The sequence below is a fragment of the Streptomyces sp. BBFR51 genome, assembly GCF_044591655.1.
Taxonomy (GTDB): Bacteria; Actinomycetota; Actinomycetes; order Streptomycetales; family Streptomycetaceae; genus Streptomyces.
In genome coordinates this window covers 7,330,561-7,356,069 of sequence record NZ_CP172448.1, presented here as the reverse complement: position 1 = coordinate 7,356,069, position 25,509 = coordinate 7,330,561, and the positions used below count along the sequence as shown (strand labels likewise).

Here is a 25,509-nt window from a genome sequence, read left to right as displayed (position 1 = left end):
GGCGCGTGGGACATGCGGGTGTGCCGGGAAGTGCCGGGAGTGCCGCTTTGGTACGGCACACTTGGGGCGCGAGGACCGACGTGAAGGATGGGTATGCCGATCACTCCTGCCACCGCGACGCCCAGCTCGTCGAACGGCACCGCAGACGCGATTTTGCTGGAACTGGTCGACGAGAACGGCGTGACGATCGGCACCGCGGAGAAGCTCTCCGCGCACCAGCCGCCCGGGCGGCTGCACCGCGCCTTCTCCGTGTTCCTCTTCGACGAGCGGGGGCGGCTGCTGATCCAGCAGCGGGCGCTGGGCAAGTACCACTCCCCCGGTGTGTGGTCCAACACCTGCTGCGGTCATCCCTACCCGGGGGAGGCGCCGTTCGCGGCGGCGGCCAGGCGGACGTACGAGGAGCTGGGGGTGTCGCCCTCCCTGCTCGCCGAGGCGGGCACGGTGCGCTACAACCACCCCGACCCGGCGTCCGGGCTGGTCGAGCAGGAGTACAACCACCTCTTCGTCGGCCTGGTGCAGGCGGAGCCGCGCCCCGACCCGGAGGAAGTGGCCGGGACGGCCTTCGTGTCCCCGGCCGAGCTGACCGAACGGCACGCGAAGGACACCTTCTCCGCGTGGTTCATGACGGTGCTCGACGCGGCCCGGCCGGCCGTCCGCGAGCTGACGGGCCCGTCCGCGAGCTGGTGAGCGGCGGTTTTGCGCGGCGGTCCTGGCGCGGCGGTCCTAGCGCGGGGCGTGCTTGAGCGGCAGGGCGGCCCAGATCACCTTGCCGCCGCTCGCGGTGTGGGCCACGTCGCAGGCTCCGCCCGTCTCCCGGGTGATCTCGCGGACCAGGAGCAGCCCGCGCCCGCCGGTCCGGCCGTGGTCGGTCTCCAGGGCGGTCGGGCGGTAGGGGTGGTCGTCCTCCACGGCCACCCGCACCCACTCGGGCCCGACCGCGACCTCCACGGCGAGCACCGGCGACAGCACCGCCGCGTGCCGGACCGCGTTCGTGACCAGTTCCGAGACGATCAGCAGCAGGGCCTGCGTCACGTCGTCGGAGACCGGCACGCCCTGGCGCACCAGCAGGTCGCGCACGGCGTGCCGTGCCTGCGGGACCGACGCGTCCACGGCGGGGGCGGTGAACCGCCAGACACCTTCGTACGGCAGCGGCCCGGCGGGCCCGGTCTCGTCCATCGTCCGGTCGCCACCCCTGGGCTCGATTGTCACCACACCCCGAGTGTTGGTAACGCGCCGCTCCGCCCCGGATGACTGAACACAAGTCAGCATGTATCGAGCGGTTTCTGATCGTTGGCGTATGACACGGTCAGTTGTGGGACCGTTCCTGTTCCGCTTGCCCGTCCCCTGCCCGTCCGCTCGAAGCGAAGAGCCGGTGGATAGCATCCGGTCCATGGAGCCGCAGCTGCTGCACCGGGTCGCCGACTCGGTCGCCACCGTCGTCGTCCACCATCCGGCCAAGCGCAACGCCATGACGGCCTCGATGTGGCGGGCGCTGCCCCGGCTGCTCGGCGCCCTGGCCGGGGATCCCGGAGTGCGGGCGCTGGTCCTCACCGGGGAGGGCGGGACGTTCTGCGCCGGGGCCGACATCTCGACCCTGCGGGAGTCGGCCGGTCAGGCGCAGCGGCTGGCGGTACGGGCCGAGGAGGCCCTCGCCGCGTTCCCCAAGCCGACGCTGGCGGCGGTCCGGGGTCACTGCGTGGGTGGCGGGGCGCAGTTGGCAGCCGCCTGCGACCTGCGGTTCGCCGAGGAGTCGGCGCTGTTCGGGGTGACCCCGGCCAAGCTGGGGGTCGTGTACCCGGCGTCCGCGACCAGGCGGCTGGTGGCGCTGACCGGGCCCGCCACCGCGAAGTACCTGCTGTTCAGCGGCGAGTTGATCGACGCCGAGCGGGCCCTGCGCACCGGCCTGGTGGACGAGGTGCTGCCGGAGGGCGAACTCGGCAAGCGGGTGGCGGAGTTCACCCGGCTGCTGGTGTCCCGCTCACAGCTGACGCAGGCCGCCGCGAAGGAGTTCGCGAACGGCCGCACCGACCGGGACGCCCACTGGGCCGCGCAGGCGGACGGCAGCGGCGACACCGCGGAGGGTGTCGCCGCCTTCCTCGAACGCAGGCAGCCGCGTTTCGGCTGGAGCGTGCCGGGGAGCGCCCCTACGTCAGGATGAACCGGCTCCTGCCACGGAGCTCCTCGACGAGGTGCGCGGGCGCCTTGTCCGGGGACCCGGCGTCGTAGGGCGGCCGCGGGTCGTACTCGGTCAGCAGCTGGACCGCCCGGGCGTGGTCGTCGCCGGCGATCCGGCCGAGCAGGGTCAGTCCCATGTCGATGCCGGAGGAGACGCCGGCGGCGGTGACGTACTTGCCGTCGGTCACCACCCGCTCCCCGGTCGGTTCGACGCCGAACCGCTTCAGGTGGTCCAGCGCCAGCCAGTGCGAGGTGGCGCGGCGCCCCTCCAGCAGTCCGGCGGCGGCGAGCAGCAGGGAGCCGGTGCACACGGACGTGGTCCAGGTGCTGGTGGCGTCGGCCGCGCGCAGCCAGTCCAGCAGGGCCTCGTTCTCCATCTGCGGGGTCTGTCCCGGACCTCCGGGGACGACGACGATGTCGGGGCTCGGTACGTCCGTCAGGGCCCGGTCGGCGGTGAGCGCGAGGTTCCCGGTGTCGGTGCGGACGGGTCCGGTGTGCTCCGCGACGAAGACGGTCTCCGCGTCCGGGAGACGGCCGAGGGTCTCGTAGGGGCCCACGGCGTCCAGGGCGGTGAAGCGGTCGAAGAGAACGATGGCGATCTGCACGTGTTTCCTCTCTCGGTCATTCGGTTCTCGGTTCATTCGGTTCTCGGCCATTCGGTTCTCGGTCATTCCGTCCCGGCGCCCTCAGGTGACGGGCGCGGGTCGGAAGCGTCGGCGGTATTCCGCCGGTGGGGTTCCGAGGGCCTTGACGAAGGCGCGGCGCATGGCCTCCTGGGTGCCGTAGCCGCTGGCGCGGGAGACCTCCTCGACGCCGTCGCCGGTGTCCTCCAGCAGCCGGCGGGCGTGCTCCAGCCGGACCCGGTCGACGTACCGGCCGGGCGTGGTGCCGGTCTCCGCCTGGAAGGCGCGGGCGAAGTGGCGCGGCGAGAGACTGGCGCGGGCGGCGAGGGACTCGACGCTCAGATCGGCGCCCGGATGCTCGGTGATCCAGTGCTGAAGCTCCCGCAGCGGCTCCCGACGCGCGGTCTGGGCGGCGAGCTGGGCGCTGAACTGGGCCTGGTTCCCGGGCCTGCGCAGGAACACCACGAGGTGGCGGGCGACGGTCAGGGCGACGTCCCGGCCCAGGTCCTCCTCCACCAGGGCGAGGGCGAGGTCGATGCCGGAGGTGACGCCGGCGGACGTGGCCACGTTCCCGTCCCGGATGTAGATCGGGTCGGGGTCGACGTCCACGGCCGGGTGGTCGCGGGCGAGCCGGTCGGAGTAGGCCCAGTGGGTGGTGGCGCGGCGGCCGTCCAGCAGACCGGCGCGGGCGAGCAGGATGGCCCCGGTGCAGACCGAGACCAGGCGCCGGGCGTCCGGTCCGTGCCCGCGCAGCCAGTCGGTCAGGCGCGGGTCGGGGCTCCGGGTGCCCCGGCCGCCGGGAACCACCAGGGTGTCCGGCTCGGGCGCGTCCATCAGGGCGTGGTCCGGTACGAGGGTCAGACCGCTGGAGGTGCGCACGGGAGCGCCGTCCAGCGAGGCCGTCCTGATGCGGTACGTCCCCGGCGTGTGCTGCTCGGCGCCCGCGAAGACCTCGACCGGGCCGGTGACGTCGAGGCTCTGGACGTGGTCGAAGAGGATTACCAGGACGGTGCGACCGGTTCGCTGCGGCATACCGTCGATTCTTCGCTCGCCGCCGGATGGCCGCAATGACGAGTACCCCACCTTTCCTGCCATGCGGCACGCACGTCTGGAGGGCGTACTGAGCGGTTGGTAACCTGCGCGGCATGACCACTGCCGCCATCGATCCACGCGCCGGCCGCCGCTGCCACAACGCGCTCAACTCGCTGCACTCGACGCACTACTTCTCGCCCGACCTGGGCCGGGAACTGGGCGCCCTGGGGGTCACCGACCCCCGGGCCGTCAACTTCGCGGTGCGCGCCGCCGCGCTGGGGCCAGTCGGGGCGGGTGCCGTGACGGCCGCCTTCTACAACTACAAGCACGACCTGGTCGCCCGGCACGTGCCGGCCGTCTGGGAGACGGTCACGCCGGAGCAGGCCCTGGCGGCACGCGCGCGTGCCGTCGATGCGACGCTGCGCCGGCTGCTGGGCGAGGAGACCCTGACGTCGGCCGAGATGTCGGAGGCGGCGGGCCTGGCGCTGCGCGCCACCGAGGGCTGCACGCGCGGGGCCCGCCCGCTCTACTCGGCCCACGCGGACCTGCCCGTGCCCGACGCGCCGCACCTGGCGTTCTGGCACGCGGCGACGCTGCTGCGCGAGCACCGGGGCGACGGTCACCTCGCCGCGCTCGTGACCGCGGGCCTGGACGGTCTGGAGGCGCTGGTCACACACACCGCGACCGGCAAGGGCATGGCGCCGAAGTGGATCTTCAGCACCCGGGGCTGGTCCCGGGAGGAGTGGGACGCGGCGACCGGCCGACTGCGCGAGCGCGGGCTGATCGACGCGGCGGGCGAGCTGACCGAGGAGGGCACGGCCCTGCGCGAGGGGATCGAACGGGAGACGGACCGGCTCGACACGGCCCCGTACACGCACCTGGGGGCCGAGGGCGTGACACGCCTGACGGAACTCGCAACCGCCTTCGCGCGTACGGCACTCGGCGCCGGCGCCTTCCCGGCGGACCTGCTCGCCAAGCGCTGAGGACACGCCCGGGCACGTGAACGGGCATGCCGAGCCGCTACGGAGGTACCCGTAGGTCTCCCGGCCGATGGGGCCGGGAGACGAAAGGGGCAACTCGTGTTCCGTGCCATCGCAGACGTACTGCGCCAGATCGGTGGCGCACTCGCCACCGTGGTGACGCTTCCCTTCCGGGCCCTGGCCCGGCTCTTCGGCGGGGCGTCGTCCGCCACCCGGGGCCGCAAGGCCTGATCCCGGCCCCGGTCCGCACCGGTCCGACCGGCCCGGACGGTGCCCTGATCCCCGATTGTCGGTGTCACCTGCCACAATTGCCGCGCAACCTCAGTGAGAAGGCGGTACGGGATCGTGACGACACCCGGGTCCAGCGCGTCTTTCGACGTAGGGTCCATCGAAAGCAGGATCGCCGGCGAGCTCGGCGTGCGGGAGCGGCAGGTAAGGGCCGCGGTGGAGTTGCTCGACGGCGGCTCGACAGTGCCCTTCATCGCCCGCTACCGCAAGGAAGCGACCGAGATGCTCGACGACGCGCAGCTGCGCACGCTCGAGGAGCGGCTGCGCTATCTGCGAGAGCTGGAGGAGCGGCGGACGGCGATCCTCGACTCGGTGCGTGAACAGGGCAAGCTCACCGAGGAGCTCGAGGCCCGCATCCGGGCGGCGGAGACCAAGGCGCGCCTGGAGGACATCTACCTGCCGTTCAAGCCGAAGCGGCGCACGAAGGCGCAGATCGCGCGCGAGGCGGGGCTGGAGCCGCTGGCCGAGGGCCTGCTCGCCGACGCGTCGGTGGATCCGCTCGCCGCGGCGGCCGCGTTCGTCGACGCCGACAAGGGGGTGGCCGATCCGCAGGCCGCCCTGGACGGGGCGCGATCGATCCTCACGGAGCGGTTCTCCGAGGACGCCGACCTGATCGGCGAGCTGCGGGAGCGGATGTGGGGGCGCGGGCGGCTCGCCGCCAAGGTCAAGGACGGCAAGGAGGAGGCCGGCGCCAAGTTCGCCGACTACTTCGACTTCGCCCAGCCGTTCACCGAGCTGCCCTCGCACCGGATCCTCGCGATGCTGCGCGGCGAGAAGGAGGACGTGCTCGACCTGGTCCTGGAGCCCGAGGAGGCCACCGAGGGCCGGTCGTCGTACGAGGGGATCGTCGCGAGCCGGTTCGGGATCGCCGACCGCGGCCGGCCCGCGGACAAGTGGCTGGGGGACACCGTCCGCTGGGCCTGGCGCACCCGCATCCTGGTCCACCTGGGCATCGACCTCCGGCTGCGGCTGCGCACCGCCGCCGAGGACGAGGCGGTGAACGTGTTCGCCGCCAACCTGCGCGACCTGCTGCTGGCCGCCCCGGCGGGCACCCGCGCCACGCTCGGCCTCGACCCCGGTTTCCGTACCGGCGTGAAGGTCGCCGTGGTCGACGCGACGGGCAAGGTCGTGGCCACCGACGTGATCCACCCGCACGTCCCCGCCAACCGGTGGGACGAGGCGATCGCCAAGCTGGCGCGGCTGGCCAAGGAGCACACGGTCGACCTGATCGCCATCGGCAACGGCACGGCCTCCCGCGAGACCGACAAGCTCGCCGGGGAACTCATCTCCAAGCACCCGGAGTTGAAGCTCACCAAGGTGATGGTGTCCGAGGCGGGCGCCTCCGTGTACTCGGCCTCCGCCTTCGCCTCCCAGGAACTGCCGGACATGGACGTCTCGCTGCGCGGCGCGGTGTCGATCGCCCGGCGGCTCCAGGACCCGCTGGCCGAGCTGGTCAAGATCGACCCGAAGTCGATCGGTGTCGGCCAGTACCAGCACGACCTGTCCGAGGTGAAGCTCTCCCGCTCCCTGGACGCGGTGGTCGAGGACTGTGTGAACGGCGTGGGCGTGGACGTCAACACGGCCTCCGCGCCGCTGCTCGCCCGGGTCTCCGGCATCACGTCCGGACTCGCCGAGAACATCGTGGCGCACCGCGACGCGAACGGGCCGTTCACCTCGCGCACCACGCTGAAGAAGGTGGCGCGGCTCGGCCCCAAGGCGTACGAGCAGTGCGCGGGCTTCCTGCGGATCAGGGGCGGTGACGACCCGCTGGACGCGTCCAGCGTGCACCCGGAGGCGTACCCGGTGGTGCGGCGGATGGTGAAGACCGCCGGGCAGGAGATGGCCGGACTGATCGGCAACACCTCGGTGCTGCGGTCGTTGAAGCCGGCGGAGTTCGTGGACGAGACGTTCGGCCTGCCGACGGTCACGGACATTCTGCGGGAGCTGGAGAAGCCGGGGCGCGACCCGCGGCCCGCCTTCAAGACGGCCACCTTCAAGGAGGGCGTGGAGAAGATCTCCGACCTGTCCTCCGGGATGGTGCTGGAGGGTGTCGTCACGAATGTCGCCGCCTTCGGGGCGTTCGTGGACGTCGGTGTGCATCAGGACGGGCTCGTGCACGTGTCCGCGATGTCGAAGACGTTCGTGAAGGATCCGCGGGACGTGGTGAAACCCGGGGACATCGTGAGGGTGAAGGTGATGGACGTCGACATTCCGCGGAAGCGGATCTCGTTGACGTTGCGGTTGGACGACGAGGCCGCTGCCGAGGGGGAGCCGAAGAAGGAGCGAGGTGGGAAGCCGCCTCGGCAGCGGCAGCAGCGGGGTGCCTCCGGCGGTGGGGGGAAGGGGCGGTCGTCTGCGGCGCCTTCGCCGTCCAGCGGGGCGATGGCTGACGCATTGCGGCGGGCCGGGTTGGCGTAGGCGACCGGTGCTGGGGCCGGGGGGTGCCGCAGCCCGGCGTTGCGGGGTGCCGCCTGCGCCCACCCGTGCCGCCCCAGCGGCACGACTGCCCGCAGCTCGGGGGGGGGTGTACGACTGCCCGCAGTTAGGCGGGAGCCTCCACCACCTTGCCGTCCGTGACCTCCAGGCGCCTCGTCACCCGTACCGCGTTGAGCATGCGGCGGTCGTGGGTGACCAGGAGGAGTGTGCCCTGGTAGGCGTCCAGGGCCGACTCCAGTTGTTCGATGGCCGGTAGGTCGAGGTGGTTGGTCGGCTCGTCCAGGACCAGGAGGTTGACGCCGCTGCCCTGGAGGAGGGCGAGGGCGGCCCTCGTGCGTTCGCCCGGGGAGAGGGTGGAGGCGGGGCGCGTGACGTGGTCCGCCTTGAGGCCGAACTTGGCCAGGAGGGTGCGGATCTCCGCCGGTTCCGTGTCGGGGACGGGGGCGCGGAAGGCGTCGAGCAGGGACTCGGGGCCGTAGAACAGCTTGCGGGCCTGGTCGACCTCGCCGAGCAGGACTCCGGAGCCGAGCGCCGCGTGCCCGGCGTCGAGCGGGACGCGGCCCAGGAGGGCGCCCAGCAGGGTGGACTTGCCCGCGCCGTTGGCTCCGGTCACCGCCACCCGGTCCGCCCAGTCGATCTGGAGGGAGACCGGGCCGAGCACGAAGTCGCCGCGCCGGACCTCGGCGTCGCGCAGGGTGGCGACCACCGCGCCCGAGCGGGGCGCCGAGGCGATCTCCATGCGCAGGTCCCACTCCTTGCGCGGTTCCTCGACGACGTCCAGGCGTTCGATCATGCGCTGTGTCTGGCGGGCCTTGGCGGCCTGCTTCTCGCTGGCCTCGCTGCGGAACTTGCGGCCGATCTTGTCGTTGTCGTTGCCCGCCTTGCGCCGGGCGTTCTTGACGCCCTTGTCCATCCAGGCGCGCTGCGTCTGGGCCCGGTCCTGGAGGGACGCCCGTTTGTCGGCGTACTCCTCGAACTCGTCGCGGGCGTGCCGGCGGGCCACCTCGCGTTCCTCCAGGTAGGCCTCGTAGCCGCCGCCGTAGAGGTTGATCTGCCGCTGGGCGAGGTCGAGTTCGAGGACCTTGGTGACGGTGCGGGTGAGGAACTCGCGGTCGTGGCTGACGACGACGGTGCCGGCGCGCAGTCCGGTCACGAAGCGTTCGAGGCGCTCCAGGCCCTCCAGGTCGAGGTCGTTGGTCGGCTCGTCGAGCAGGAAGACGTCGTAGCGGGAGAGGAGGAGGGAGGCGAGGCCGGCCCGTGCGGCCTGGCCGCCGGACAGCGACGTCATCGGCTGGTCCAGGTCGACGCTCAGGCCCAGCGCGTCGGTGGTCTCCCCCGCCCGGTCGTCGAAATCGGCGCCGCCCAGGGCCAGCCAGCGCTCGAGGCTGTTGGCGTACGCGTCGTCGGCACCGGGGGCGCCGTCGACCAGGGCCTGGGTGGCCTCGTCCATGGCGTGCTGGGCGTCGGTGACGCCGGTGCGGCGGGACAGGAACGCCCGGACGGTCTCGCCGGGGCGGCGCTCCGGCTCCTGCGGGAGGTGGCCGACGGTGGCGGTGGGCGGGGACAGGCGCAGCTCGCCCTGCTCCGGCGTGCTCAGCCCGGCGAGCATCCGCAGGAGCGTGGACTTGCCCGCGCCGTTGGCCCCCACGAGGCCGATCACGTCGCCGGGTGCGACGACGAGGTCGAGCCCGGTGAACAGGGAGCGGTCTCCGTGGCCGGCGGCGAGGTTCTTGGCGACGAGGGTGGCAGTCATCAGACCGTCGATCCTAGCCCCGGTCGGGCGACCGCTCAGCCGGGTATTCCCGCGCCCGCTCAGCCGGGCCGGTCCTGCGTCACCGCCGCGACCAGCACGCTTCCCGGTGTCCGCGCCACCACGAAGGACTCGCCCCGGACCGTCCTCGCGTCCAGGGCGATGCGGTGGCCGCCCGGCTGGAGCACGTCGTCGAGGACCTCGTGGACGTGGGTGCGGTGCAGGCGGTCGAGCCGGTACGCGGTGAGCCGTACCCGGCACGGCGAGGTGACCTCGACGTCCGCGGCGGCGCCGGTCGCCGTCAGGCGGGTCAGCCGGCGCCGTTCGGCGGGGCCGCGGTCCAGGGCGTGTTCGATCTGGGCGACGAGCAGCGGGACGATCGGCGCGAGTCCGTCGACGTGGGCCACGTCCGCGCCGGCGTCCGCGAAGGCCCGGAGTACGGCCGTCCGCTGCTCCTCGGTGACCGCGCGGCCGAAGGCGACGGCGCCGTAGGTCCGCAGTTCGTCGGCCGGTACGTCGCGGGCGTCCTGGGTGATGTCGGCGCCGATGCCGATGGTGCGCAGCGTCGCGGCGAGCCTGGCGAGCAGGGCGACGCGGGCGCCGATCAGCAGGACCCTGCGGCGGGAGTGCGCGGAGCCCTCGAGCAGGGCGGCGAGGGCCGCGCGGTACTCGGCACCGGAGAAGCGGTACGGGCCGATGCCGTGGTAGGCGTTGAACTCCAGGTCGGCGTGTTCTCCGGTCTGCCAGGCGAAGTCCCGCCAGACGAAGTCGTCGCCGTCCCGCAGGATCACGGCGGTCACCGCGCCGCAGGCGAGGTCTTCGCACTCCGGGCAGCCGTAGATGACGTACCGCCCGCCGGGCAGCGGCGCGTCGGTCTCCAGGAGCAGGCTGCGGACCTGCGCGGTGAAGATCGCGGGCGGTACGTCGGAGGCGAGCGGGGAGACGGCGTCCAGGTCGGAGAGGCGGAACAGGAGGGGGCGTCCGTCGACGACGAAGTCCACGAAGTCGCGGTGGACCTGGAAGTCGCCGTCGGTGCGGACCCCGCCGGCGCGCGTCGCCGGGGCCAGACCGAAGGTCGCGTACTCGGCAGCCATACGGTGAGTATTCCCGGGTCGGGGCCGCTTCGAGCGCGGCATGGGGCATTCCGCTAACGTCCCGGTGTGGAAACCGAACTGGATGGCGAAGTCGTCGTGGTCGGCGGCGGGGTGGTCGGGCTGACGACGGCCGTCGTGCTGGCCGAGCGGGGCAGGCGGGTGCGGCTGTGGTCGCGGGAGCCCGTCGAGCGGACCACCTCGGTGGTCGCGGGCGGGCTGTGGTGGCCGTACCGGATCGAGCCGGTGGAGCTGGTGCGCGCGTGGGCGCTGCGTTCCCTGGACGTGTACGAGGAGCTGGCCGCGCGGCCCGAGCTCACCGGCGTACGCATGGTCGAGGGGGTGCTCGGCGAGACCGGCCTGGACGAGGTGGGTCCGTGGGCCGCCGCCCGGCTGCCGGGGCTGCGTGCGGCGAGTGCCGCGGAGTACGCCGGGCAGGGGCTGTGGGCGCGGCTGCCACTCATCGACATGTCGACTCATCTGCCCTGGTTGCGGGAGCGCCTTGTGGCGGCGGGTGGCACGGTTGAGGCGCGTACGGTGAGTGACCTGGCCGAGGCGGACGCGCCGGTCGTGGTCAACTGCACGGGCCTGGGCGCCCGGGAGCTGGTGCCGGACCCGGCCGTGCGGCCGGTGCGCGGTCAACTGGTCGTGGTGGAGAACCCCGGTATCCGGACCTGGCTGGTCTCCACCGATCCCGTCTCCGGTGAGGTGACGTACTTCCTTCCGCAACCCGGCCGGCTCCTGCTGGGCGGGACGGCCGAGGACGACGCCTGGTCGGCCGAGCCGGACCCGGCGGTCGCCGAGGACATCGTGCGGCGGTGCGCCGCGCTGCGGCCCGAGATCGCCGGGGCGCGGGTGCTCGCGCACCCGGTCGGGCTGCGGCCGGCGCGCAACGCCGTCCGGCTGGAGCGCGAAACGCTGCCGGACGGCCGGCTGCTGGTGCACAACTACGGTCACGGCGGCGCGGGTGTGACCGTGGCCTGGGGCTGCGCGCACGAGGCGGCCGGGCTCGCCTCCTGACGCCGTCGTCCCTGCCGTCCCTGCCGGTCGATCGGCCGGCAGGGACGGCAGCGGTCACCTGTCAGCTGTTCTGGTGCTTGCCGATCGGGTCGCCCTCCACGTCCGTGCCGGGGCCCGGACCGATCCGGATCTCGAACTCGCCCTCGTACTGCTTGTGGCCCTCGATGACGGCCAGTCCGACGGCCTCGGAGGCCATCTCGCCGCGCACGATGAGGGGGTCACGGCGCAGGTCGCGCATGAGGGCGACGCACATGAAGATCATCACGATGACGAAGGGCGCCGCCGCGAGGATCGTGAGGTTCTGCAGACCCGTGAGCGCGTCCGCCTCGCCACTGCCGATCAGCAGCATGATCGCGGCGACCGCGCCGGTCACCACGCCCCAGAAGATCACCACCCAGCGGCTCGGTTCGAGCGCGCCCTTCTGCGAGAGGGTGCCCATCACGATGGAGGCCGCGTCGGCTCCCGACACGAAGAAGATGCCGACGAGGATCATCACCAGCAGGCTGGTCGCCGTGGCGATGGGGTACTCCTGCAGCACGGCGAAGAGCCGGCCCTCGGGGGTCGTGTCGTCGCCCAGCCGGTTCTGCTCCTGCAGCCGCATCGCCGAGCCGCCGAAGATCGCGAACCAGATCAGGCTGACCACGCTGGGCACGAGGATGACGCCGCCGATGAACTGACGGATGGTCCGGCCCCGGCTGATGCGGGCGATGAACATGCCGACGAAGGGCGTCCAGGAGATCCACCACGCCCAGTAGAAGATCGTCCAGCTGCTCAGCCAGTCCGCGACGCCCTCGCCACCGCTGATCTCCGTGCGACCGGCCAGTTCGGGCAGGTCGCCGAGGTAGCCGAAGATCGACGTGGGCAGCAGGTCGAGGATGAGGATGGTCGGGCCCGCGACGAACACGAACACGGCGAGCAGCAGGGCCAGCACCATGTTGGTGTTGGACAGCCACTGGATGCCCTTCTCGACGCCGGAGATCGCGGAGGCCACGAACGCCACCGTGAGCACCGCGATGATGCCGACCAGCAGCCCGGTGCTGACCTTGTCCATCCAGTCGAGCTTCTCCACGCCGGAGCCGATCTGCAGCGCGCCGAGGCCGAGGGAGGCCGCGGAGCCGAAGATCGTCGCGATGATGGCCAGGATGTCGATGATCCGGCCGCTGACGCCGTTGGCGTGCCTCTCGCCGATGAGCGGGGTGAACACCGCGCTTATGGTCTGCCTGCGGCGCCTGCGGAAGGTGCTGTAGGCGATGCCGAGACCGACCACCGCGTAGATCGCCCACGGATGGAGCGTCCAGTGGAACAGGGTGGTGGCCATGGCCGTCTCCATGCGGGCGCCGGAGTCGGCCGGGGAGGTGCCCGGCGGGGCCGTCGTGTAGTGCGCCAGCGGCTCGCTCACGCCCCAGAACATCAGGCCGATGCCCATGCCGGCGCTGAACATCATGGCGATCCAGGACACGGTGCGGAACTCGGGTTCCTCGCCCTCGGCGCCCAGGTGGATGCGGCCGTAGCGGCTGGCCGCGAGCCAGAGGGCGAAGACCACGAACCCGGACGCGGCCAGCGTGAACCCCCAGCCGCCGTTGTGCATCAGGCCACCGAGCATGGTGCTGGAGACGTCCTCCAGCGAGTCGGTGGCGACGGCGCCCCAGACGACGAACGCGAGGGTCAGGGCGGCCGTGACGCCGAAGACGACGCGGTCGGTCCGGGGTTTGTGCACATGCCCCGGCAGGCCCGCTTCCGAACCCGGAAGCGTGCCTCTTTCGTGCTCTTCCTTGTCGCTTGGTCGGTCCTGCGTCACAGACGGCACCTTTCAAGTCGGTGAGGCTGAAAATACTCCTCCGCTACGCCCCTACCACGTACGACGCGGAACTCACCTCCTCAGCAGTGGGCGTCGGGTGCGCCCACGGTCACGTGGTACGTCGCGCGCTCGTCCAGGAGCAGCGGCACCAGGGCGCGCTGCGGCTGGCGCAGCGGTACGTAGGCGCCCTTCTCCCCGTCCGGGCGCACATGTACACCGTGCAGGGCAAGTTCATCGCCGATGTCGCTGTACTGGGCGGGTGTCAGCCGGTAGCCGCAGGGCGGGTCCTGGAGCACCTCGGACGCCTCGGCCGGGTCGTTGTCGGCGCCGCCGAGGTACACGGGTCCGGTGTCGGCCAGTCCGGCCACTCGGGCGGCGCCGGTGGCCGCCTCGACGTGTCCGCGCCGCTCGTCCGCGTAGCGGAACATGCCGTCCAGGGCGGCGAGCTGGGAGTTCACCCGGCGCCGGTTGTTCAGGGCCGGGTCCTCTCGCTCGGCGTCGGTCAGCGGGTCGACGCGGCTCTCGATGAGCAGGCCGACCGCGTGTTTCACGCCGGACATGTTCCGCAGGATGCGTTCCTGGCCGTCGCCCGCGGTCTGTTTGACCGGGTCGCCGGTGACGGGGTCGGTCCAGATCCCGTAGGTGCCGGTCGAGTGTCCGGCGCGCTCGGCGGCGGGGCGGACGTACGCCCCGGACAGGGCGCGGGCCTCGTCGTGGACCCGCGTACGGGTGTTGAGGTTGCGGGGCCAGAGGTCGAAGAGGTCCTTGTCGTAGTACGGGGGCGTGGCGCCGTACTCGTGCAGGTCGTAGATGACGTCGGGGCGCCGGTCGCGGACGACGGCGGCCATGGCGCGGCCCTCGGCCGTCCTGAGGGCGAGATGATCGCGGTTGATGTCCACCCCGTCGCTGTTGCCCCGGGTGTCCGCGGCGCGGCCGTCGGGGTTGGCGGTGGGCACGACCAGCACGGTGGTGCGGTCCAGGAAGCGCCGGGTCCGCCGGTCCTTGGCGTACGCCAGGTCGCGGACGGTGGACAGGCAGGCCTCGCGACCGGAGGGCTCGTCACCGTGCTGGCTGCACACGAGGAGCACCTTGTTGGGGGTGGAGTGCCTGCCGATCGTCACGAGCCGCAGCGGGCGGTTCTGCTTCGTGGTGCCGATGCGGTCGACGGTGACGCGGTCGCTCGCCCGGTCGGCGGCGGCCAGGAGGGTCTGTTCCTCGGGCTGGGTGGTCCAGCGGGCGCCGTGCGTCTGCTCGAAGCCGGTGCGGGGCGGGTGGTGCGCGGGGCCGTCGGCGTGGGCCGGCGCGCCGAGCAGGGACGCGGCGAGGGCCGCGGTGGTCACGGTGAGGGTGCGCAGGCGGTTCATCGGGCTCCCTTCGGGGCGCGGTGCGTGGGGTGGGGCGTGGTCACGCCGTCGAGCGGTGCGGGTGCCGGAACGGCGGTCGTCGTACCGGCGGTGGCGTGGGCGGACGCGGCGGTGCCGCCGACGAACGGTACGCGGGCCGACGTGCGGAAGAGGTCCAGGGTGAGCGTCGGCGTGTCGGCCCGAGGCTGCCGGGGTGCGGCCGTGGCCGCCGTCGCGAGCGGTCTCCGGATCGTGAGGCGCATGCGTATCGGCATGCGCGGGACGGTACAGCGGTCGACTGCCGCGCAGAAGGGGGCCGGAGGTGGCCGGTGACGGCCGGATGGCGATCGTGTGACAGGGGTGGCCGTGGACATGACGGTGGGCACAGGAGCTGAATAGCCTCCGAACAGACTTCGTGACCCTACGACTTGGAGCTTTCGTGCACCGCAGAATCTTTGTGCCGGGCGTGCTGGGCGCCGCCTCCCTCATGCTGGCGATCCCGGCGTCGGCGGCGACCCACTCCCCCGGCGCTCCGGGCATCGGCGACCCCTACTACCCGGCCTACGGAAACGGCGGATACGACGTCTCGCACTACGACCTGCGCCTGAAGTACCAGCCGGCCACGGACCGGCTGGAGGGCACGGCGACCATTCTGGCGCGCACCACTGAGGACCTGTCGCGGTTCAACCTGGACTTTTTGCTGGAGGTCGGCGAGGTGCGGGTCAACGGCGCGAAGGCGTCGTTCACGGCCTCTGGCGAGCACGAGCTGGAGATCACCCCGAAGAGCCCGCTCGGCAAGGGCACGCCCGTCACCGTCGTCGTCCGCTACAGCGGCGTGCCGTCCTCGAAGCAGGCGTACGGCTTCACCAGCTGGCACCGCACCCCGGACGGCGGCGTCGGCGCGAACGAGCCCGAGGCCGCCTGGTGGTGGTTCCCCAGCAACGACCATCCCCTCGACAAGGCCACCTACGACGTGTCGGTGCAGGTGCCGGACGGCACCCAGGCCATCTCGAACGGCACCCTCCAGTCGACGAGTTCGCGGCTCGGCTGGACCCGGTTCAACTGGCGCTCGGACAAGCCGCAGGCCACGTATCTGTCGACGCTGGCGATCGGCAGGTTCGACCTGACCACCGGCACCACCGCGAGCGGCATCCCCGTCGTCAACGCCTACAGCAAGGACCTGGGCGCGAACGACGGCGCGGCGCGGGCCAGCGTGGAGCGGACCGGGGAGGTCGCCGACTGGCTGAGCGAGTACTTCGGGCCGTATCCCTTCAACGCGCTCGGCGGCTACGTGCCGAACACCACCACCGGGTACGCGCTGGAGACGCAGACCCGGCCGTTCTACAGCCCGCGGCAGTTCGCGAACGGGTCGAACGTGTCCGTCGTCGTGCACGAGCTGGCCCACCAGTGGTACGGCGACCTGGTCTCGGTGCGCGGCTGGAAGGACATCTGGATCAACGAGGGCTTCGCCCGGTACGCCCAGTGGCTGTGGTCCGAGCACGAGGGCGAGGGCACGGCGCAGGAACTGGCCGACTACACGTACGCCTCGTACCCGGCCGAGGACGCGTTCTGGACGGTGGCGCCCGGTGATCCCGGGCCGGAGAACCAGTTCGACGCGGCGGTCTACGACCGGGGCGCGCTGGCCCTTCAGGCGCTGCGGAACGAGATCGGGGACGAGGACTTCTTCGCCCTCCTGAGGGGCTGGCCGACGAAGTACGCCTACGGCAACGCGTCCGTCGACGACTTCCGGCGCTACGCCGAGGAGGTGTCGGGCAAGCCGCTGGCCGCGCTGTTCGACACCTGGCTGTTCCAGCCGTCGAAGCCGGACGCCCCGGCGGCGCGCGCGGCGTCCGTCGCGAAGTCCTCGGACACGCCCGCGCAGCCCCGGTCGTGGCGGAAGATCGCCGCGACGAACGACGTGCACGCACACTGACCGGCGAGCCTCAGCCCGCGTCCCCGTGGTCGTAGACGGTCACGGGGACGCCCCGCCGGGTGACACGCTCGGTGATGAGCGGCTCGACGCGGGACCACTTGCCGCCCGCCAGGCCGCAGCCTATGCGGGGCATGTGCACGGACGCGTCCAGCTCGGCCGCCCTGTCGGCGAGGCGGCCGAGGGCGGTGTCGATCGCCTCGTAGCGCACGGGGACGCCCTTGCTGCCGGTCCGGATGCCGCGCTGGCCGATCATGTTGGCCACCCACACGTACGGCTCGACCCGCACGAACTGGACCGCGCCGAGGCCGAAGTCGTTCGACGCGCGGTCGCGGTGCCAGGCGCGGTAGGCCGCCTCCGGTTCGGGCCAGCGGCGGGAGACGGCCAGGACGAAGCCCTTGCCCCAGCCGCCGAGGTCGTTGCACACGTGGGCGATCACCTTGACGCCCTTGACCGACGGAACGGTGGCGTCGCCCCGGACATACCTGATCTCCGACATGACGCCACCGTAGGGGCCGCCACTGACAGTGGCCGCGGCCCGCTGTCCGCTGCCCGCCGGCTACTCGGTGAGCGTGCTCAGTTCGCGGTCGGCGTTGCGGGCCACCCGGCGGCGGACGCCGAACCAGCCGGCCACCAGCATCACCGCGATCACGGGCACGAGCAGCACGGTCTTGCGGCCGACCTCGTGGTCGTTCCACATCAGGACGATCACGGCCAGCAGGAAGGCGATGGTGACGAGCTCGGTGACCGGGCTGCCGGGCAGGCGGAAGTGCGGCCGCTCGACCAGGCCCGCGCGTGCCCGGCGGACGAAGGCGAGGTGGCAGATCATGATGATCACCCAGGTGCTGATGATGCCGAGGGAGGCGACGTTCAGCACGATCTCGAAGGCCTTGCTCGGCACCAGGTAGTTCAGGCCGACGCCGAGGACGCAGACCGCGCAGGTGAGCAGGATGCCGCCGTAGGGCACCTGGCTGCGGCTCATCACCCCGGTGAACCTGGGCGCGGAGCCCGCCGTCGCCATGGAGCGCAGGATGCGGCCGGTGGAGTACAGGCCGGAGTTCAGCGACGACATCGCCGCGGTGAGGACGACCAGGTTCATCACGTCGCCGGCCGCCGGGACGCCGATCTTCGACAGGACGGTGACGAAGGGGCTCTCGTCGCCCGAGTAGAGCGAGCTGGGCAGCAGCAGGGCCAGCAGGACGACCGAGCCCACGTAGAACAGGGCGACACGCCACATGATCGAGTTCACCGCACGGGGGACGATCTTCTCCGGCTCGGCGGTCTCGCCGGCGGCGACGCCGACCAGCTCCAGGGCGGCGTAGGAGAAGATCACGCCCTGCATGACAAGGACCACGGGCATCACACCGTGCGGGAGGATGCCGCCGTGATCGGTGATCATGCCGATGCCCGGGGTCTGGCCGCCCACGTCGTGCCGGGTGGCCAGCAGGAAGATGCCGATCAGCATGAAGCCGACGAGGGTGGCGACCTTGACGATGGCGAACCAGAACTCCATCTCGCCGAAGATCTTCACCGAGATGAGGTTCACGGCCAGGACCACCGCGAGGGCGACCAGCGCGAGCACCCACTGCGGAATGCTCGTGAACATACTCCAGTAGTGCGTGTACAGGGCGATCGCGGTGATGTCGGCGATGCCGGTCGTCGACCAGTTCAGGAAGTACATCCAGCCGGCGACGTAGGCGCCCTTCTCGCCGAGGAACTCGCGCGCGTACGACACGAAGGACCCGGAGGAGGGCCGGTAGAGCACCAGCTCGCCGAGGGCTCTGACGACGAAGAAGGCGAAGACCCCGCAGACGAGGTAGGCGATCGCGAGCGCCGGGCCCGCGTCGCGCAGGCGTCCGCCGGCGCCGAGGAAGAGCCCGGTGCCGATCGCACCGCCGATGGCGATCATGTTGACGTGGCGGGCCTTGAGGTCCTTGCTGTAACCGGCGTCGCCCGCGTCCACGGGGATGGTCCCGGTCGCCCGGGGATGGGCGGCGGCCTGTGCCGTCTCGACGGCGTCCTTGCTCACGGGTGGTACCAATCTCTGGTGCGCCCGGGCGGGGTACGCCCAGGTGGTCCGTACAGCGACAAGGCCCGCACCACCCTTCGCGGCACGGACCAAGGCGGCGCCTTCCCACGACGCCGCGTGGGCATGCGGTGGCTCATGTCACACAGCGTGACTTCTCACAGGATCCGTCAGCCGTCTCCACGCGATGCGCAAGAGGTTTCACAGCACTGGTGAGACAGCGATACTGCTGCACATGACGACGACCGACACCGAGGAGCCGGCCCTCACGATCGACGAGCTGGCCGCGCGGGCCGGCGTCACGGTGCGCACGGTCCGCTTCTACGGCACCAGGGGGCTGCTGCCGCCGCCGACGATCGGTCCGCGCCGGGTGGGGCACTACGGCGGGGAGCACCTGGCGCGGCTGGCGCTGATCGAGGAGTTGCAGCACCAGGGCATGACGCTGGCCGCGATCGAGCGGTATCTGGGGCAGCTGCCGTCCGGCCTGAGCGCCCACGACCTCGCGCTGCACCGCGCGGTGGTGGCCTCCTGGGCGCCGGAGACGGTGGAGAGCCTCACGCGCGAGGAACTGGGCCGGCGCGCGGGCCGGCCGCTGACGGACGACGAGGTGGACCGGCTCACGGCGATGGACATCGTCGCGCGGGACGGCGCCGCCCCGGACGGCGACGCCTACCGGGTCGACGCCGGACTGCTCCGGCTCGGCGTCGAGCTGCTCGACGTGCCGTTCTCCTCCCAGACGCTCCTCGCCGCCCGGACGGCCCTGCTGGAGCACTCCCGCGCCGCCGCCCGTGACCTGTCGCGGCTGCTGCGCGACGCGGTCGCCGACCGCGACGCGCGGGACGTGCGGTCACTGTCCGCGCACATGCACCCGCTCGTGGTCCAGGCGCTGCTGACCACGTTCCAGCGGTCGCTGCGCGAGGAGCTGCGGGAGTGGCTCGACGGGGGCGGCGAGGACGAACACGCCGCCCCGGACTGAGGCGCTCGTCCTCAGCGGCCGTCGGTGAAGACCTCCCCCTTGTCGGCCTTCTCCACCAGCAGCGCGGGCGGCGTGAAGCGCTCGCCGTAGCGGTCGGCCAGCTCGCGCGCGCGGGCCACGAAGCCGGGCAGGCCCGCACCTGCTCCGGCATAGCCCTCGTAGCCGTTGATGTACTGCAGGACGCCGCCGGTCCAGCCGGGGAAGCCGATGCCGAAGACGGAGCCGATGTTGGCGTCGGCCACCGACGTCAGCACCCCCTCCTCCAGGAGCTTGACGGTGTCGAGCGCCTCCGAGAAGAGCATGCGTTCCTGCATGTCCCGGAACGGGATCTCGTACCCGGGCTTGGCGAAGTGCTCCCGCAGCCCCGGCCACAGGCCCGCGCGCTTCCCGTCGTCGCCGTACTCGTAGAACCCGGCGCCACCGCTGCGGCCGGGCCGCTCGAACTCGTCCACCATGCGGTCGATGACGGCATCGGCGGGGTGTGCGGTCCAGGTGCCACCGGCCTCTTCCACGGCCCGTCGGGTCTCCTGGCGGATCTTCCGGGGCAGGGTGAGGGTCAGCTCGTCCATGAGGTTGAGGACCTTGGCCGGGTAGCCCGCCTGGGCCGCCGCCTGTTCGACGGAGGCGGGCTCGATGCCCTCGCCGACCATCGCCACGCCCTCGTTGATGAAGTGGCCGATGACCCGGGAGGTGAAGAAGCCACGCGAGTCGTTGACCACGATCGGCGTCTTCTTGATCTGCCGGACCAGATCGAAGGCGCGCGCCAGCGCCTCCTCCCCCGTCCGCTCACCCTTGATGATCTCGACCAGCGGCATCCTGTCGACCGGCGAGAAGAAGTGCAGCCCGATGAAGTCGCCCTGCCGCTCGACGCCCTCGGCCAGCGCGGTGATGGGCAGCGTGGAGGTGTTGGAGCAGAGCAGCGCGTCGGGGGCGACGACGTGCTCGATCTCCTGGAACACCTTGTGCTTGAGCGAGGTGTCCTCGAAGACCGCCTCGATGACCGCGTCGCACCCGGCGAGGTCGGCGGCCTCGGCGGTCGGTGTGATCCGGGCCAGCAGCGCGTCCGCCTTCTCCTGACTCGTACGGCCCTTGGCGACGGCCTTGGCGCACAGCTTCTCGGAGTACGCCTTGCCCTTGAGGGCCGCTTCCAGGGCGACGTCCTTGAGGACGACGTCGATGCCCGCGCGTGCGCACGAGTAGGCGATGCCGGCGCCCATCATCCCGGCACCGAGGACGGCCACCTTGGTGACCTTCCGGGGCTCGACGCCCTTCGGGCGGTTGGCACCGGAGTTGACCGCCTGGAGGTCGAAGAAGAACGCCTGGATCATGTTCTTCGAGGTCTGCCCGGCGGCCAGCTCGACGAAGTAGCGGGCCTCGATGACCTGGGCGGTCTCGAAGTCGACCTGGGAGCCCTCGACGGCGGCGGCCATGATGTTGCGCGGTGCCGGGTAGGGGGCACCGCCCGTCTGCTTGCGCAGGTTGGCGGGGAAGGCGGGCAGGTTGGCCGCGAACTTCGGGTGGGCGGGGGTGCCGCCGGGGATGCGGTAGCCGGGCCGGTCCCAGGGCTGGGCGGACTCCGGGTGGGCGTCGATGAAGGCGCGGGCCTTGGCGAGCATGTCCTCGCGGGTGTCGGCGACCTCGTCGACCAGGCCGTTCTCCTGGGCGCGGCGCGGGTTGTACTGGGTGCCCTGGAGGAGCACCTTGAGCAGCGCGTCGGTGATGCCGAGCATCCGGACGGTGCGGACGACGCCGCCGCCTCCGGGGAGCAGGCCGAGGGTGACCTCGGGGCAGCCGATCTTGGAGCCGGGCGCGTCGAGGGCGACGCGGTGGTGGCAGGCGAGGGCGATCTCGTAACCGCCGCCGAGGGCCGCGCCGTTCAGGGCGGCGACGACCGGCTTGCCGAGGGTCTCGATGCGGCGCAGGTTCCGCTTGATGGCCATGCCGCCGTCGAAGAGGTCCTGGGCGGTCTCGGGGGTGACGCGGATCAGGTCGCGCAGGTCGCCGCCGGCGAAGAAGGTCTTCTTGGCGGAGGTGAAGACGACGCCGCGGATCGAGTCCTTCTCGGCCTCCAGGCGGTCGGTGATCACGGCGAGGGACTCGCGGAACGCCTGGTTCATGGTGTTCGCGGACTGGTCGGGGTCGTCGAGGACGAGGGTGACGACGCCGGTGTCGTCCTGCTCCCAGCGGATGGTGGTGCTCTCGGTCGTCATGACGGGGGTCTCCAGTGAGGTCTCGGGTGGCCGCTGCCGGGCAGGGAGTCAGATGCGCTCGACGATCGTGGCGATGCCCATGCCGCCGCCCACGCACAGGGTGGCGAGGCCGTAGCGCTTGTCCTGGCGCTCCAGTTCGTCCACGAGGGTGCCGAGGATCATCGCGCCGGTGGCGCCGAGGGGGTGGCCCAGTGCGATCGCACCGCCGTTGACGTTGACCTTGTCCAGGGACAGGCCCATGTCCTTGACGAAGCGCAGGACGACCGCGGCGAACGCCTCGTTGATCTCGACGAGGTCGATGTCGTCGATGCTCAGCCCGGCCTTCGCCAGGGCCTTGCGGGTGGCCGGGGCGGGGCCGGTGAGCATGATGGTGGGCTCGGAGCCGGAGACGGCGGCGGAGACGATCCGCGCGCGCGGCCGCAGACCGTAGCGGTCGCCGACCTCCTTGGAGCCGATGGCGACCAGGGACGCGCCGTCGACGATGCCGGAGGAGTTGCCCGCGTGGTGGACGTGGTCGATCCTCTCGACCCAGTGGTACTTCTGCAGCGCCACGGCGTCGAAGCCGCCCAGTTCGCCGATGTCGGCGAAGGAGGGCTTGAGCTTCGCGAGGGAGTCGGCGGTGGTGCCCGGACGCGGGTGCTCGTCGTGGTCGAGGACGGTGAGACCGGCGCGGTCCCTCACCGGTACGACGGACCGCTCGAAGCGGCCGTCCTTCCAGGCGGCGGCCGCGCGCTCCTGGGACAGGGCGGCGTACTCGTCGACGTCGCGGCGGGAGAAGCCCTCGATGGTGGCGATCAGGTCGGCGCCGATGCCCTGCGGGACGAAGTTGGTGGCGAGGTTGGTCATCGGGTCGTTGAACCAGGCGCCGCCGTCCGAGGCCATCGGCACCCGGGACATCGACTCGACGCCGCCCGCGAGGACCAGGTCCTCCCAGCCGGAACGCACTTTCATGGCGGCCATGTTGACGGCCTCCAGACCGGAGGCGCAGAAGCGGTTCTCCTGGACGCCGGCCACCGTGTCCGGCAGTCCGGCGGCGATGGCGGCGACGCGGGCGATGTCGGAGCCCTGGTCGCCGACGGGGCCGACCACGCCGAGCACGATGTCGTCGACGGCGGCCGGGTCCAGGTCCGGGAAGCGGGCGCGGATCTCGTGGATGAGGCCGACGACCAGGTCGACGGGCTTCGTGCCGTGCAGGGCGCCGTTCGCCTTGCCGCGGCCGCGCGGGGTGCGGATCGCGTCGTACACGTACGCTTCGGTGGTCACTGGCAGGCCTTTCACTGAGGGTTCGTTGCGGTGTTCGGGGCGGGGTCCGGACGCCGGGGCAGGTCCCAGTCGCGGGTCACGGCCTCGGTGTCGCCGCCCGGCCGGGCGGGCCCGGTGCGTACGGCGGTGGGGGTCGCGGAGAAGCGGGGCGCGGGGGCGGGCTGGGTGATGCCGCCGTGGTCGGTGAAGGTGCCGCGAGCGGCGAGGTGCGGATGGTGCGGGGCCTCGCGCAGCGACAGCACGGGGGCCGTGCAGGCGTCGGAGCCGTCGAAGACGACCGTCCACTCGTCGCGGGTACGGGACTTGAACCGGGCGGCGACGGCCTCGCGCAGTTCGGGCCAGCGGGACATGTCGTCGCGGGCCGGCGCCAGGTCGGGGATGCCGAGGAGGCGCATGAACTCGGCGTAGAAGCGCGGCTCGAGCGCACCGACGGCCATGTACCGGCCGTCGGCGGTCTCGTAGGTGCCGTAGAAGGGGCAGCCGCCGTCGAGGAGGTTGGCGCCGCGCCGGTCCTGCCAGCCGCCGGCGGCGAGCATGCCGTGGATCATCGAGGAGAGGTGGGCGGTGCCGTCGACGATGGCGGCGTCCACGACCTGCCCGGTGCCGCTCGCGCGGGCGTGGTGCAGGGCGGCGAGGATGCCGACGACCAGGTAGAGGGAGCCGCCCGCGTAGTCGCCGAGGAGGTTGGCGGGGACGGCCGGCGGCTCGTCGGGGGCGCCGATCATGCCGAGGGTGCCGGTGAGCGCGATGTACCCGATGTCGTGCCCGGCGCGCTGGGCGAGCGGTCCTTCCTGGCCCCAGCCGGTCATGCGGCCGTAGACGAGGCGGGGGTTGCGGGCGTGGCAGTCCCCGGGGCCCACGCCGAGCCGCTCCGCCACGCCGGGGCGGTAGCCCTCGATCAGGACGTCGGCGCGTTCGGCGAGGTCGAGGACGCGGGCCGGGCCGTCCGGTGCCTTGAGGTCGACGACCACGGAGCGCTTGTTGCGGTTGGTGACGTCGTGGGCGGGGTCGATCCCGAGGCCGGGCCCGCCGGGCCGGTCGACGCGGACGACGTCGGCTCCCAGGTCGGCCAGGAGCATGGCGGCGAAGGGCCCGGGACCGATCCCGGCCAGCTCGACCACGCGCACACCGGCGAGCGGACCCGCGCCCGTCGTCCGCGCCGGCGTCTTCCCTTCCGACATTCAGCCCCCAGCTCTGTGACACAACCGATGTAACACCAGTGATGCTAAGAACGTGTTCCACTGGGCACAAGACCCGGGCGAGCAAGCGCTTAGCCAATTATGGCGCAGGCCTCTCTCCGGGCCCCGCGATCCTCACGCTAGCCTCAGCCACCGGCAACGGCGCGTGCTGCGGACCCAGGGGTTGCCGACGGGTGACGAAGGGATGTCATGAACAGGCTGAACAGGGCCGATCGGCCGTACGACCTCGTGCTCTTCGGGGCGACGGGGTTCGTCGGCGAGCTGACCGCGGAGTACCTCGCCGCGCACGCGCCCGCCGGACTGCGCTGGGCGATCGCGGGCCGCAGCGAGGAGAGGCTGCGGCGGCTGCGCGAACGGCTGCCCGGCGCGGCGGAGGCCGGCGTACTGCTCGCCGACGTGTCCGATCCGGCCTCGCTGCGCGAACTCGCCGAGCACGCGCGCGTGGTGGCCACGACGGTCGGCCCCTACGTCCGGTACGGCGACGCGCTGGTCGCCGCCTGCGCGGAGGCGGGCACGGACTATCTCGACCTCACCGGCGAGCCCGAGTTCGTGGACCTGACGTACGTCCGCCACGACGCCCGCGCGCGGGAGACCGGGGCCCGGCTGGTGCACGCCTGCGGCTTCGACTCGGTCCCGCACGACCTCGGCGTGCACTTCACCGTGCGGCAACTGCCCGAGGGCGTGCCGCTGGCCGTGGACGGTTTCGTGACCGTCGGCGCCACCTTCTCGGGCGGTACGTTCGCCTCCGCGCTGGGTCAGTTCGCGCGCGGGCGGCAGCTGCGGGCCGCCGCGCTGGAACGGCGGCGGCACGAGCCCCGTCTGGTGGGGCGCCGCGTGGTGACGCCGACGGGGGCGCCGCGGTTCGCCGGCGATGTGGGTGCCTGGGCGCTGCCGCTGCCGACCATCGACGCGCAGATCGTGCGGCGCTCCGCGAAGGTCCTGGACCGCTACGGCCCCGACTTCCGCTACCGCCACTACGCGGCCGTGCGGCGGCTGCCCGTCGCGGTGGGCGGGGTGGCGGCCGTGGGCGCGCTGGTGGCGGCGGCCCAGGTGCCGCCCGCGCGGCGCTGGCTGTCCGGCCGGCTCGAGCCGGGTGACGGACCGGGCGCCGAGCGGCGGGCGAGGAGCTGGTTCTCGGTGCGCTTCGTCGGCGAGGGCGGCGGCCGGAAGGTGTTCACCGAGGTCGCGGGCGGCGATCCCGGTTACGACGAGACGGCCAAGATGTTCGCCGAGGCGGCGCTCTGTCTCGCCCTCGACGCGCTGCCGCCGACGGCGGGGCAGGTCACGACGGCCGTGGCGATGGGCGACGCGCTGACCAACCGGCTGCGGGCGGCCGGCATCGGCTTCCGGGTGGCCGCGATCCGCTGAC

The 25,509-nt window shown here is 72.3% G+C and carries 22 protein-coding genes; 9 read left to right on the top strand and 13 right to left on the bottom strand.

The genetic code is table 11. The features are described 5' to 3' along the window. Positions 1-93: 93 nt before the first annotated feature. The gene (idi, locus tag ACGH7X_RS33355) at positions 94-687 is read left to right on the top strand and encodes an isopentenyl-diphosphate Delta-isomerase (protein ID WP_399892453.1); all 594 of its coding nucleotides are present in this window, start codon (positions 94-96) and stop codon (positions 685-687) included. 36 nt (positions 688-723) lie between these two features. Here idi and ACGH7X_RS33350 read toward each other — a convergent pair whose 3' ends face one another. Next, positions 724-1,176, bottom strand: a complete 453-nt coding sequence (locus tag ACGH7X_RS33350) for an ATP-binding protein (protein WP_399897514.1) — start codon at positions 1,174-1,176, stop codon at positions 724-726. Positions 1,177-1,390: 214 nt separating this feature from the next. Between ACGH7X_RS33350 and ACGH7X_RS33345 the strand changes: the two genes are divergently transcribed. Beyond that, entirely contained in the window at positions 1,391-2,158 is a 768-nt protein-coding gene (locus ACGH7X_RS33345) for an enoyl-CoA hydratase/isomerase family protein (protein ID WP_399892450.1), read from the top strand. Here the strand turns inward: ACGH7X_RS33345 and ACGH7X_RS33340 are convergent. Next, positions 2,145-2,780: a DJ-1/PfpI family protein gene (locus ACGH7X_RS33340; RefSeq protein WP_399892447.1), complete on the bottom strand. Its 636-nt coding sequence runs from the start codon at positions 2,778-2,780 to the stop codon at positions 2,145-2,147. The genes ACGH7X_RS33345 and ACGH7X_RS33340 overlap by 14 nt on opposite strands. 81 nt (positions 2,781-2,861) lie before the next feature. Beyond that, positions 2,862-3,830, bottom strand: coding sequence for a GlxA family transcriptional regulator (locus ACGH7X_RS33335; protein WP_399892445.1), 969 nt, complete (start codon positions 3,828-3,830; stop codon positions 2,862-2,864). Positions 3,831-3,943: 113 nt separating this feature from the next. Between ACGH7X_RS33335 and ACGH7X_RS33330 the strand changes: the two genes are divergently transcribed. The 3 genes from ACGH7X_RS33330 (at position 3,944) to ACGH7X_RS33320 (ending at position 7,516) form a co-directional block, all read left to right on the top strand. Beyond that, a complete protein-coding gene (locus ACGH7X_RS33330) occupies positions 3,944-4,813 on the top strand; it encodes a hypothetical protein (protein ID WP_399892442.1) in 870 nt (289 codons plus the stop codon). A 96-nt stretch (positions 4,814-4,909) separates the two neighbouring features. Next, positions 4,910-5,041 (top strand): LPFR motif small protein, encoded by a 132-nt coding sequence (locus ACGH7X_RS33325; protein WP_399892439.1) that lies wholly within the window; start codon positions 4,910-4,912, stop codon positions 5,039-5,041. Between the two features lie 114 nt (positions 5,042-5,155). Beyond that, positions 5,156-7,516 (top strand): Tex family protein, encoded by a 2,361-nt coding sequence (locus ACGH7X_RS33320; RefSeq protein ID WP_399892436.1) that lies wholly within the window; start codon positions 5,156-5,158, stop codon positions 7,514-7,516. Positions 7,517-7,640: 124 nt separating this feature from the next. On the opposite strand, the gene ACGH7X_RS33315 is transcribed toward ACGH7X_RS33320, so the two are convergent. Both ACGH7X_RS33315 and ACGH7X_RS33310 read right to left on the bottom strand, forming a co-directional pair. Further along, positions 7,641-9,287 carry an ABC-F family ATP-binding cassette domain-containing protein gene (locus tag ACGH7X_RS33315; RefSeq protein ID WP_399892433.1) on the bottom strand — a complete coding sequence of 549 codons (1,647 nt, stop codon included), beginning with the start codon at positions 9,285-9,287 and terminating at the stop codon, positions 7,641-7,643. Positions 9,288-9,346: 59 nt separating this feature from the next. Then, entirely contained in the window at positions 9,347-10,378 is a 1,032-nt protein-coding gene (locus tag ACGH7X_RS33310; protein WP_399892430.1) for an oxidoreductase, read from the bottom strand. Positions 10,379-10,444: 66 nt separating this feature from the next. Between ACGH7X_RS33310 and ACGH7X_RS33305 the strand changes: the two genes are divergently transcribed. Further along, positions 10,445-11,395, top strand: a complete 951-nt coding sequence (locus ACGH7X_RS33305; RefSeq protein WP_399892427.1) for an FAD-dependent oxidoreductase — start codon at positions 10,445-10,447, stop codon at positions 11,393-11,395. Positions 11,396-11,456: 61 nt separating this feature from the next. On the opposite strand, the gene ACGH7X_RS33300 is transcribed toward ACGH7X_RS33305, so the two are convergent. The 3 genes from ACGH7X_RS33300 to ACGH7X_RS33290 all read right to left on the bottom strand — a co-directional run bounded on the left by ACGH7X_RS33300 (position 11,457) and on the right by ACGH7X_RS33290 (position 14,811). Continuing rightward, complete coding sequence (locus ACGH7X_RS33300) at positions 11,457-13,193, bottom strand: BCCT family transporter (protein ID WP_399892424.1); 1,737 nt, start codon at positions 13,191-13,193, stop codon at positions 11,457-11,459. Between the two features lie 80 nt (positions 13,194-13,273). Beyond that, positions 13,274-14,557, bottom strand: a complete 1,284-nt coding sequence (locus ACGH7X_RS33295; protein WP_399892421.1) for a M14 family metallocarboxypeptidase — start codon at positions 14,555-14,557, stop codon at positions 13,274-13,276. Then, positions 14,554-14,811: a hypothetical protein gene (locus ACGH7X_RS33290; RefSeq protein WP_399892418.1), complete on the bottom strand. Its 258-nt coding sequence runs from the start codon at positions 14,809-14,811 to the stop codon at positions 14,554-14,556. The genes ACGH7X_RS33295 and ACGH7X_RS33290 overlap by 4 nt, the downstream gene beginning before the upstream one ends. A 164-nt stretch (positions 14,812-14,975) precedes the next feature. Here ACGH7X_RS33290 and ACGH7X_RS33285 point away from each other — a divergent pair, with 164 nt between their 5' ends. Further along, entirely contained in the window at positions 14,976-16,469 is a 1,494-nt protein-coding gene (locus tag ACGH7X_RS33285; protein WP_399892415.1) for a M1 family metallopeptidase, read from the top strand. A gap of 10 nt (positions 16,470-16,479) precedes the next feature. Here ACGH7X_RS33285 and ACGH7X_RS33280 read toward each other — a convergent pair whose 3' ends face one another. Beyond that, positions 16,480-16,965 carry a macro domain-containing protein gene (locus tag ACGH7X_RS33280; RefSeq protein ID WP_399892412.1) on the bottom strand — a complete coding sequence of 162 codons (486 nt, stop codon included), beginning with the start codon at positions 16,963-16,965 and terminating at the stop codon, positions 16,480-16,482. A 60-nt stretch (positions 16,966-17,025) separates the two neighbouring features. Then, the gene (locus tag ACGH7X_RS33275) at positions 17,026-18,495 is read right to left on the bottom strand and encodes an amino acid permease (protein ID WP_399892409.1); all 1,470 of its coding nucleotides are present in this window, start codon (positions 18,493-18,495) and stop codon (positions 17,026-17,028) included. 184 nt (positions 18,496-18,679) lie between these two features. Between ACGH7X_RS33275 and ACGH7X_RS33270 the strand changes: the two genes are divergently transcribed. Continuing rightward, positions 18,680-19,468, top strand: coding sequence for a MerR family transcriptional regulator (locus ACGH7X_RS33270; protein ID WP_399892407.1), 789 nt, complete (start codon positions 18,680-18,682; stop codon positions 19,466-19,468). Positions 19,469-19,479: 11 nt separating this feature from the next. Here ACGH7X_RS33270 and ACGH7X_RS33265 read toward each other — a convergent pair whose 3' ends face one another. From ACGH7X_RS33265 to ACGH7X_RS33255, 3 genes are read right to left on the bottom strand one after another with little or no spacing between them, the layout of a single operon-like run. Continuing rightward, entirely contained in the window at positions 19,480-21,678 is a 2,199-nt protein-coding gene (locus tag ACGH7X_RS33265) for a 3-hydroxyacyl-CoA dehydrogenase NAD-binding domain-containing protein (protein ID WP_399892404.1), read from the bottom strand. A 48-nt stretch (positions 21,679-21,726) separates the two neighbouring features. Next, positions 21,727-22,941 carry an acetyl-CoA C-acetyltransferase gene (locus ACGH7X_RS33260; RefSeq protein ID WP_399892401.1) on the bottom strand — a complete coding sequence of 405 codons (1,215 nt, stop codon included), beginning with the start codon at positions 22,939-22,941 and terminating at the stop codon, positions 21,727-21,729. Positions 22,942-22,952: 11 nt separating this feature from the next. Next, positions 22,953-24,122, bottom strand: a complete 1,170-nt coding sequence (locus tag ACGH7X_RS33255; protein WP_399892398.1) for a CaiB/BaiF CoA transferase family protein — start codon at positions 24,120-24,122, stop codon at positions 22,953-22,955. 207 nt (positions 24,123-24,329) lie between these two features. Between ACGH7X_RS33255 and ACGH7X_RS33250 the strand changes: the two genes are divergently transcribed. Next, positions 24,330-25,508, top strand: a complete 1,179-nt coding sequence (locus tag ACGH7X_RS33250; protein ID WP_399892396.1) for a saccharopine dehydrogenase family protein — start codon at positions 24,330-24,332, stop codon at positions 25,506-25,508. Position 25,509: the final 1 nt, after the last annotated feature.

What these genes read in the sequence shown, in the direction of transcription:
- idi (WP_399892453.1), top strand. Translation starts at nt 94, where the DNA reads ATGCCGATCACTCCTGCCACCGCGACGCCCAGCTCGTCGAACGGCACC.
- ACGH7X_RS33350 (WP_399897514.1), bottom strand. Translation starts at nt 1,176, where the DNA reads ATGGACGAGACCGGGCCCGCCGGGCCGCTGCCGTACGAAGGTGTCTGG.
- ACGH7X_RS33345 (WP_399892450.1), top strand. Translation starts at nt 1,391, where the DNA reads ATGGAGCCGCAGCTGCTGCACCGGGTCGCCGACTCGGTCGCCACCGTC.
- ACGH7X_RS33335 (WP_399892445.1), bottom strand. Translation starts at nt 3,830, where the DNA reads ATGCCGCAGCGAACCGGTCGCACCGTCCTGGTAATCCTCTTCGACCAC.
- ACGH7X_RS33330 (WP_399892442.1), top strand. Translation starts at nt 3,944, where the DNA reads ATGACCACTGCCGCCATCGATCCACGCGCCGGCCGCCGCTGCCACAAC.
- ACGH7X_RS33315 (WP_399892433.1), bottom strand. Translation starts at nt 9,287, where the DNA reads ATGACTGCCACCCTCGTCGCCAAGAACCTCGCCGCCGGCCACGGAGAC.
- ACGH7X_RS33310 (WP_399892430.1), bottom strand. Translation starts at nt 10,378, where the DNA reads ATGGCTGCCGAGTACGCGACCTTCGGTCTGGCCCCGGCGACGCGCGCC.
- ACGH7X_RS33295 (WP_399892421.1), bottom strand. Translation starts at nt 14,557, where the DNA reads ATGAACCGCCTGCGCACCCTCACCGTGACCACCGCGGCCCTCGCCGCG.
- ACGH7X_RS33290 (WP_399892418.1), bottom strand. Translation starts at nt 14,811, where the DNA reads ATGCCGATACGCATGCGCCTCACGATCCGGAGACCGCTCGCGACGGCG.
- ACGH7X_RS33280 (WP_399892412.1), bottom strand. Translation starts at nt 16,965, where the DNA reads ATGTCGGAGATCAGGTATGTCCGGGGCGACGCCACCGTTCCGTCGGTC.
- ACGH7X_RS33270 (WP_399892407.1), top strand. Translation starts at nt 18,680, where the DNA reads ATGCGCAAGAGGTTTCACAGCACTGGTGAGACAGCGATACTGCTGCAC.
- ACGH7X_RS33265 (WP_399892404.1), bottom strand. Translation starts at nt 21,678, where the DNA reads ATGACGACCGAGAGCACCACCATCCGCTGGGAGCAGGACGACACCGGC.
- ACGH7X_RS33255 (WP_399892398.1), bottom strand. Translation starts at nt 24,122, where the DNA reads ATGTCGGAAGGGAAGACGCCGGCGCGGACGACGGGCGCGGGTCCGCTC.
- ACGH7X_RS33250 (WP_399892396.1), top strand. Translation starts at nt 24,330, where the DNA reads ATGAACAGGCTGAACAGGGCCGATCGGCCGTACGACCTCGTGCTCTTC.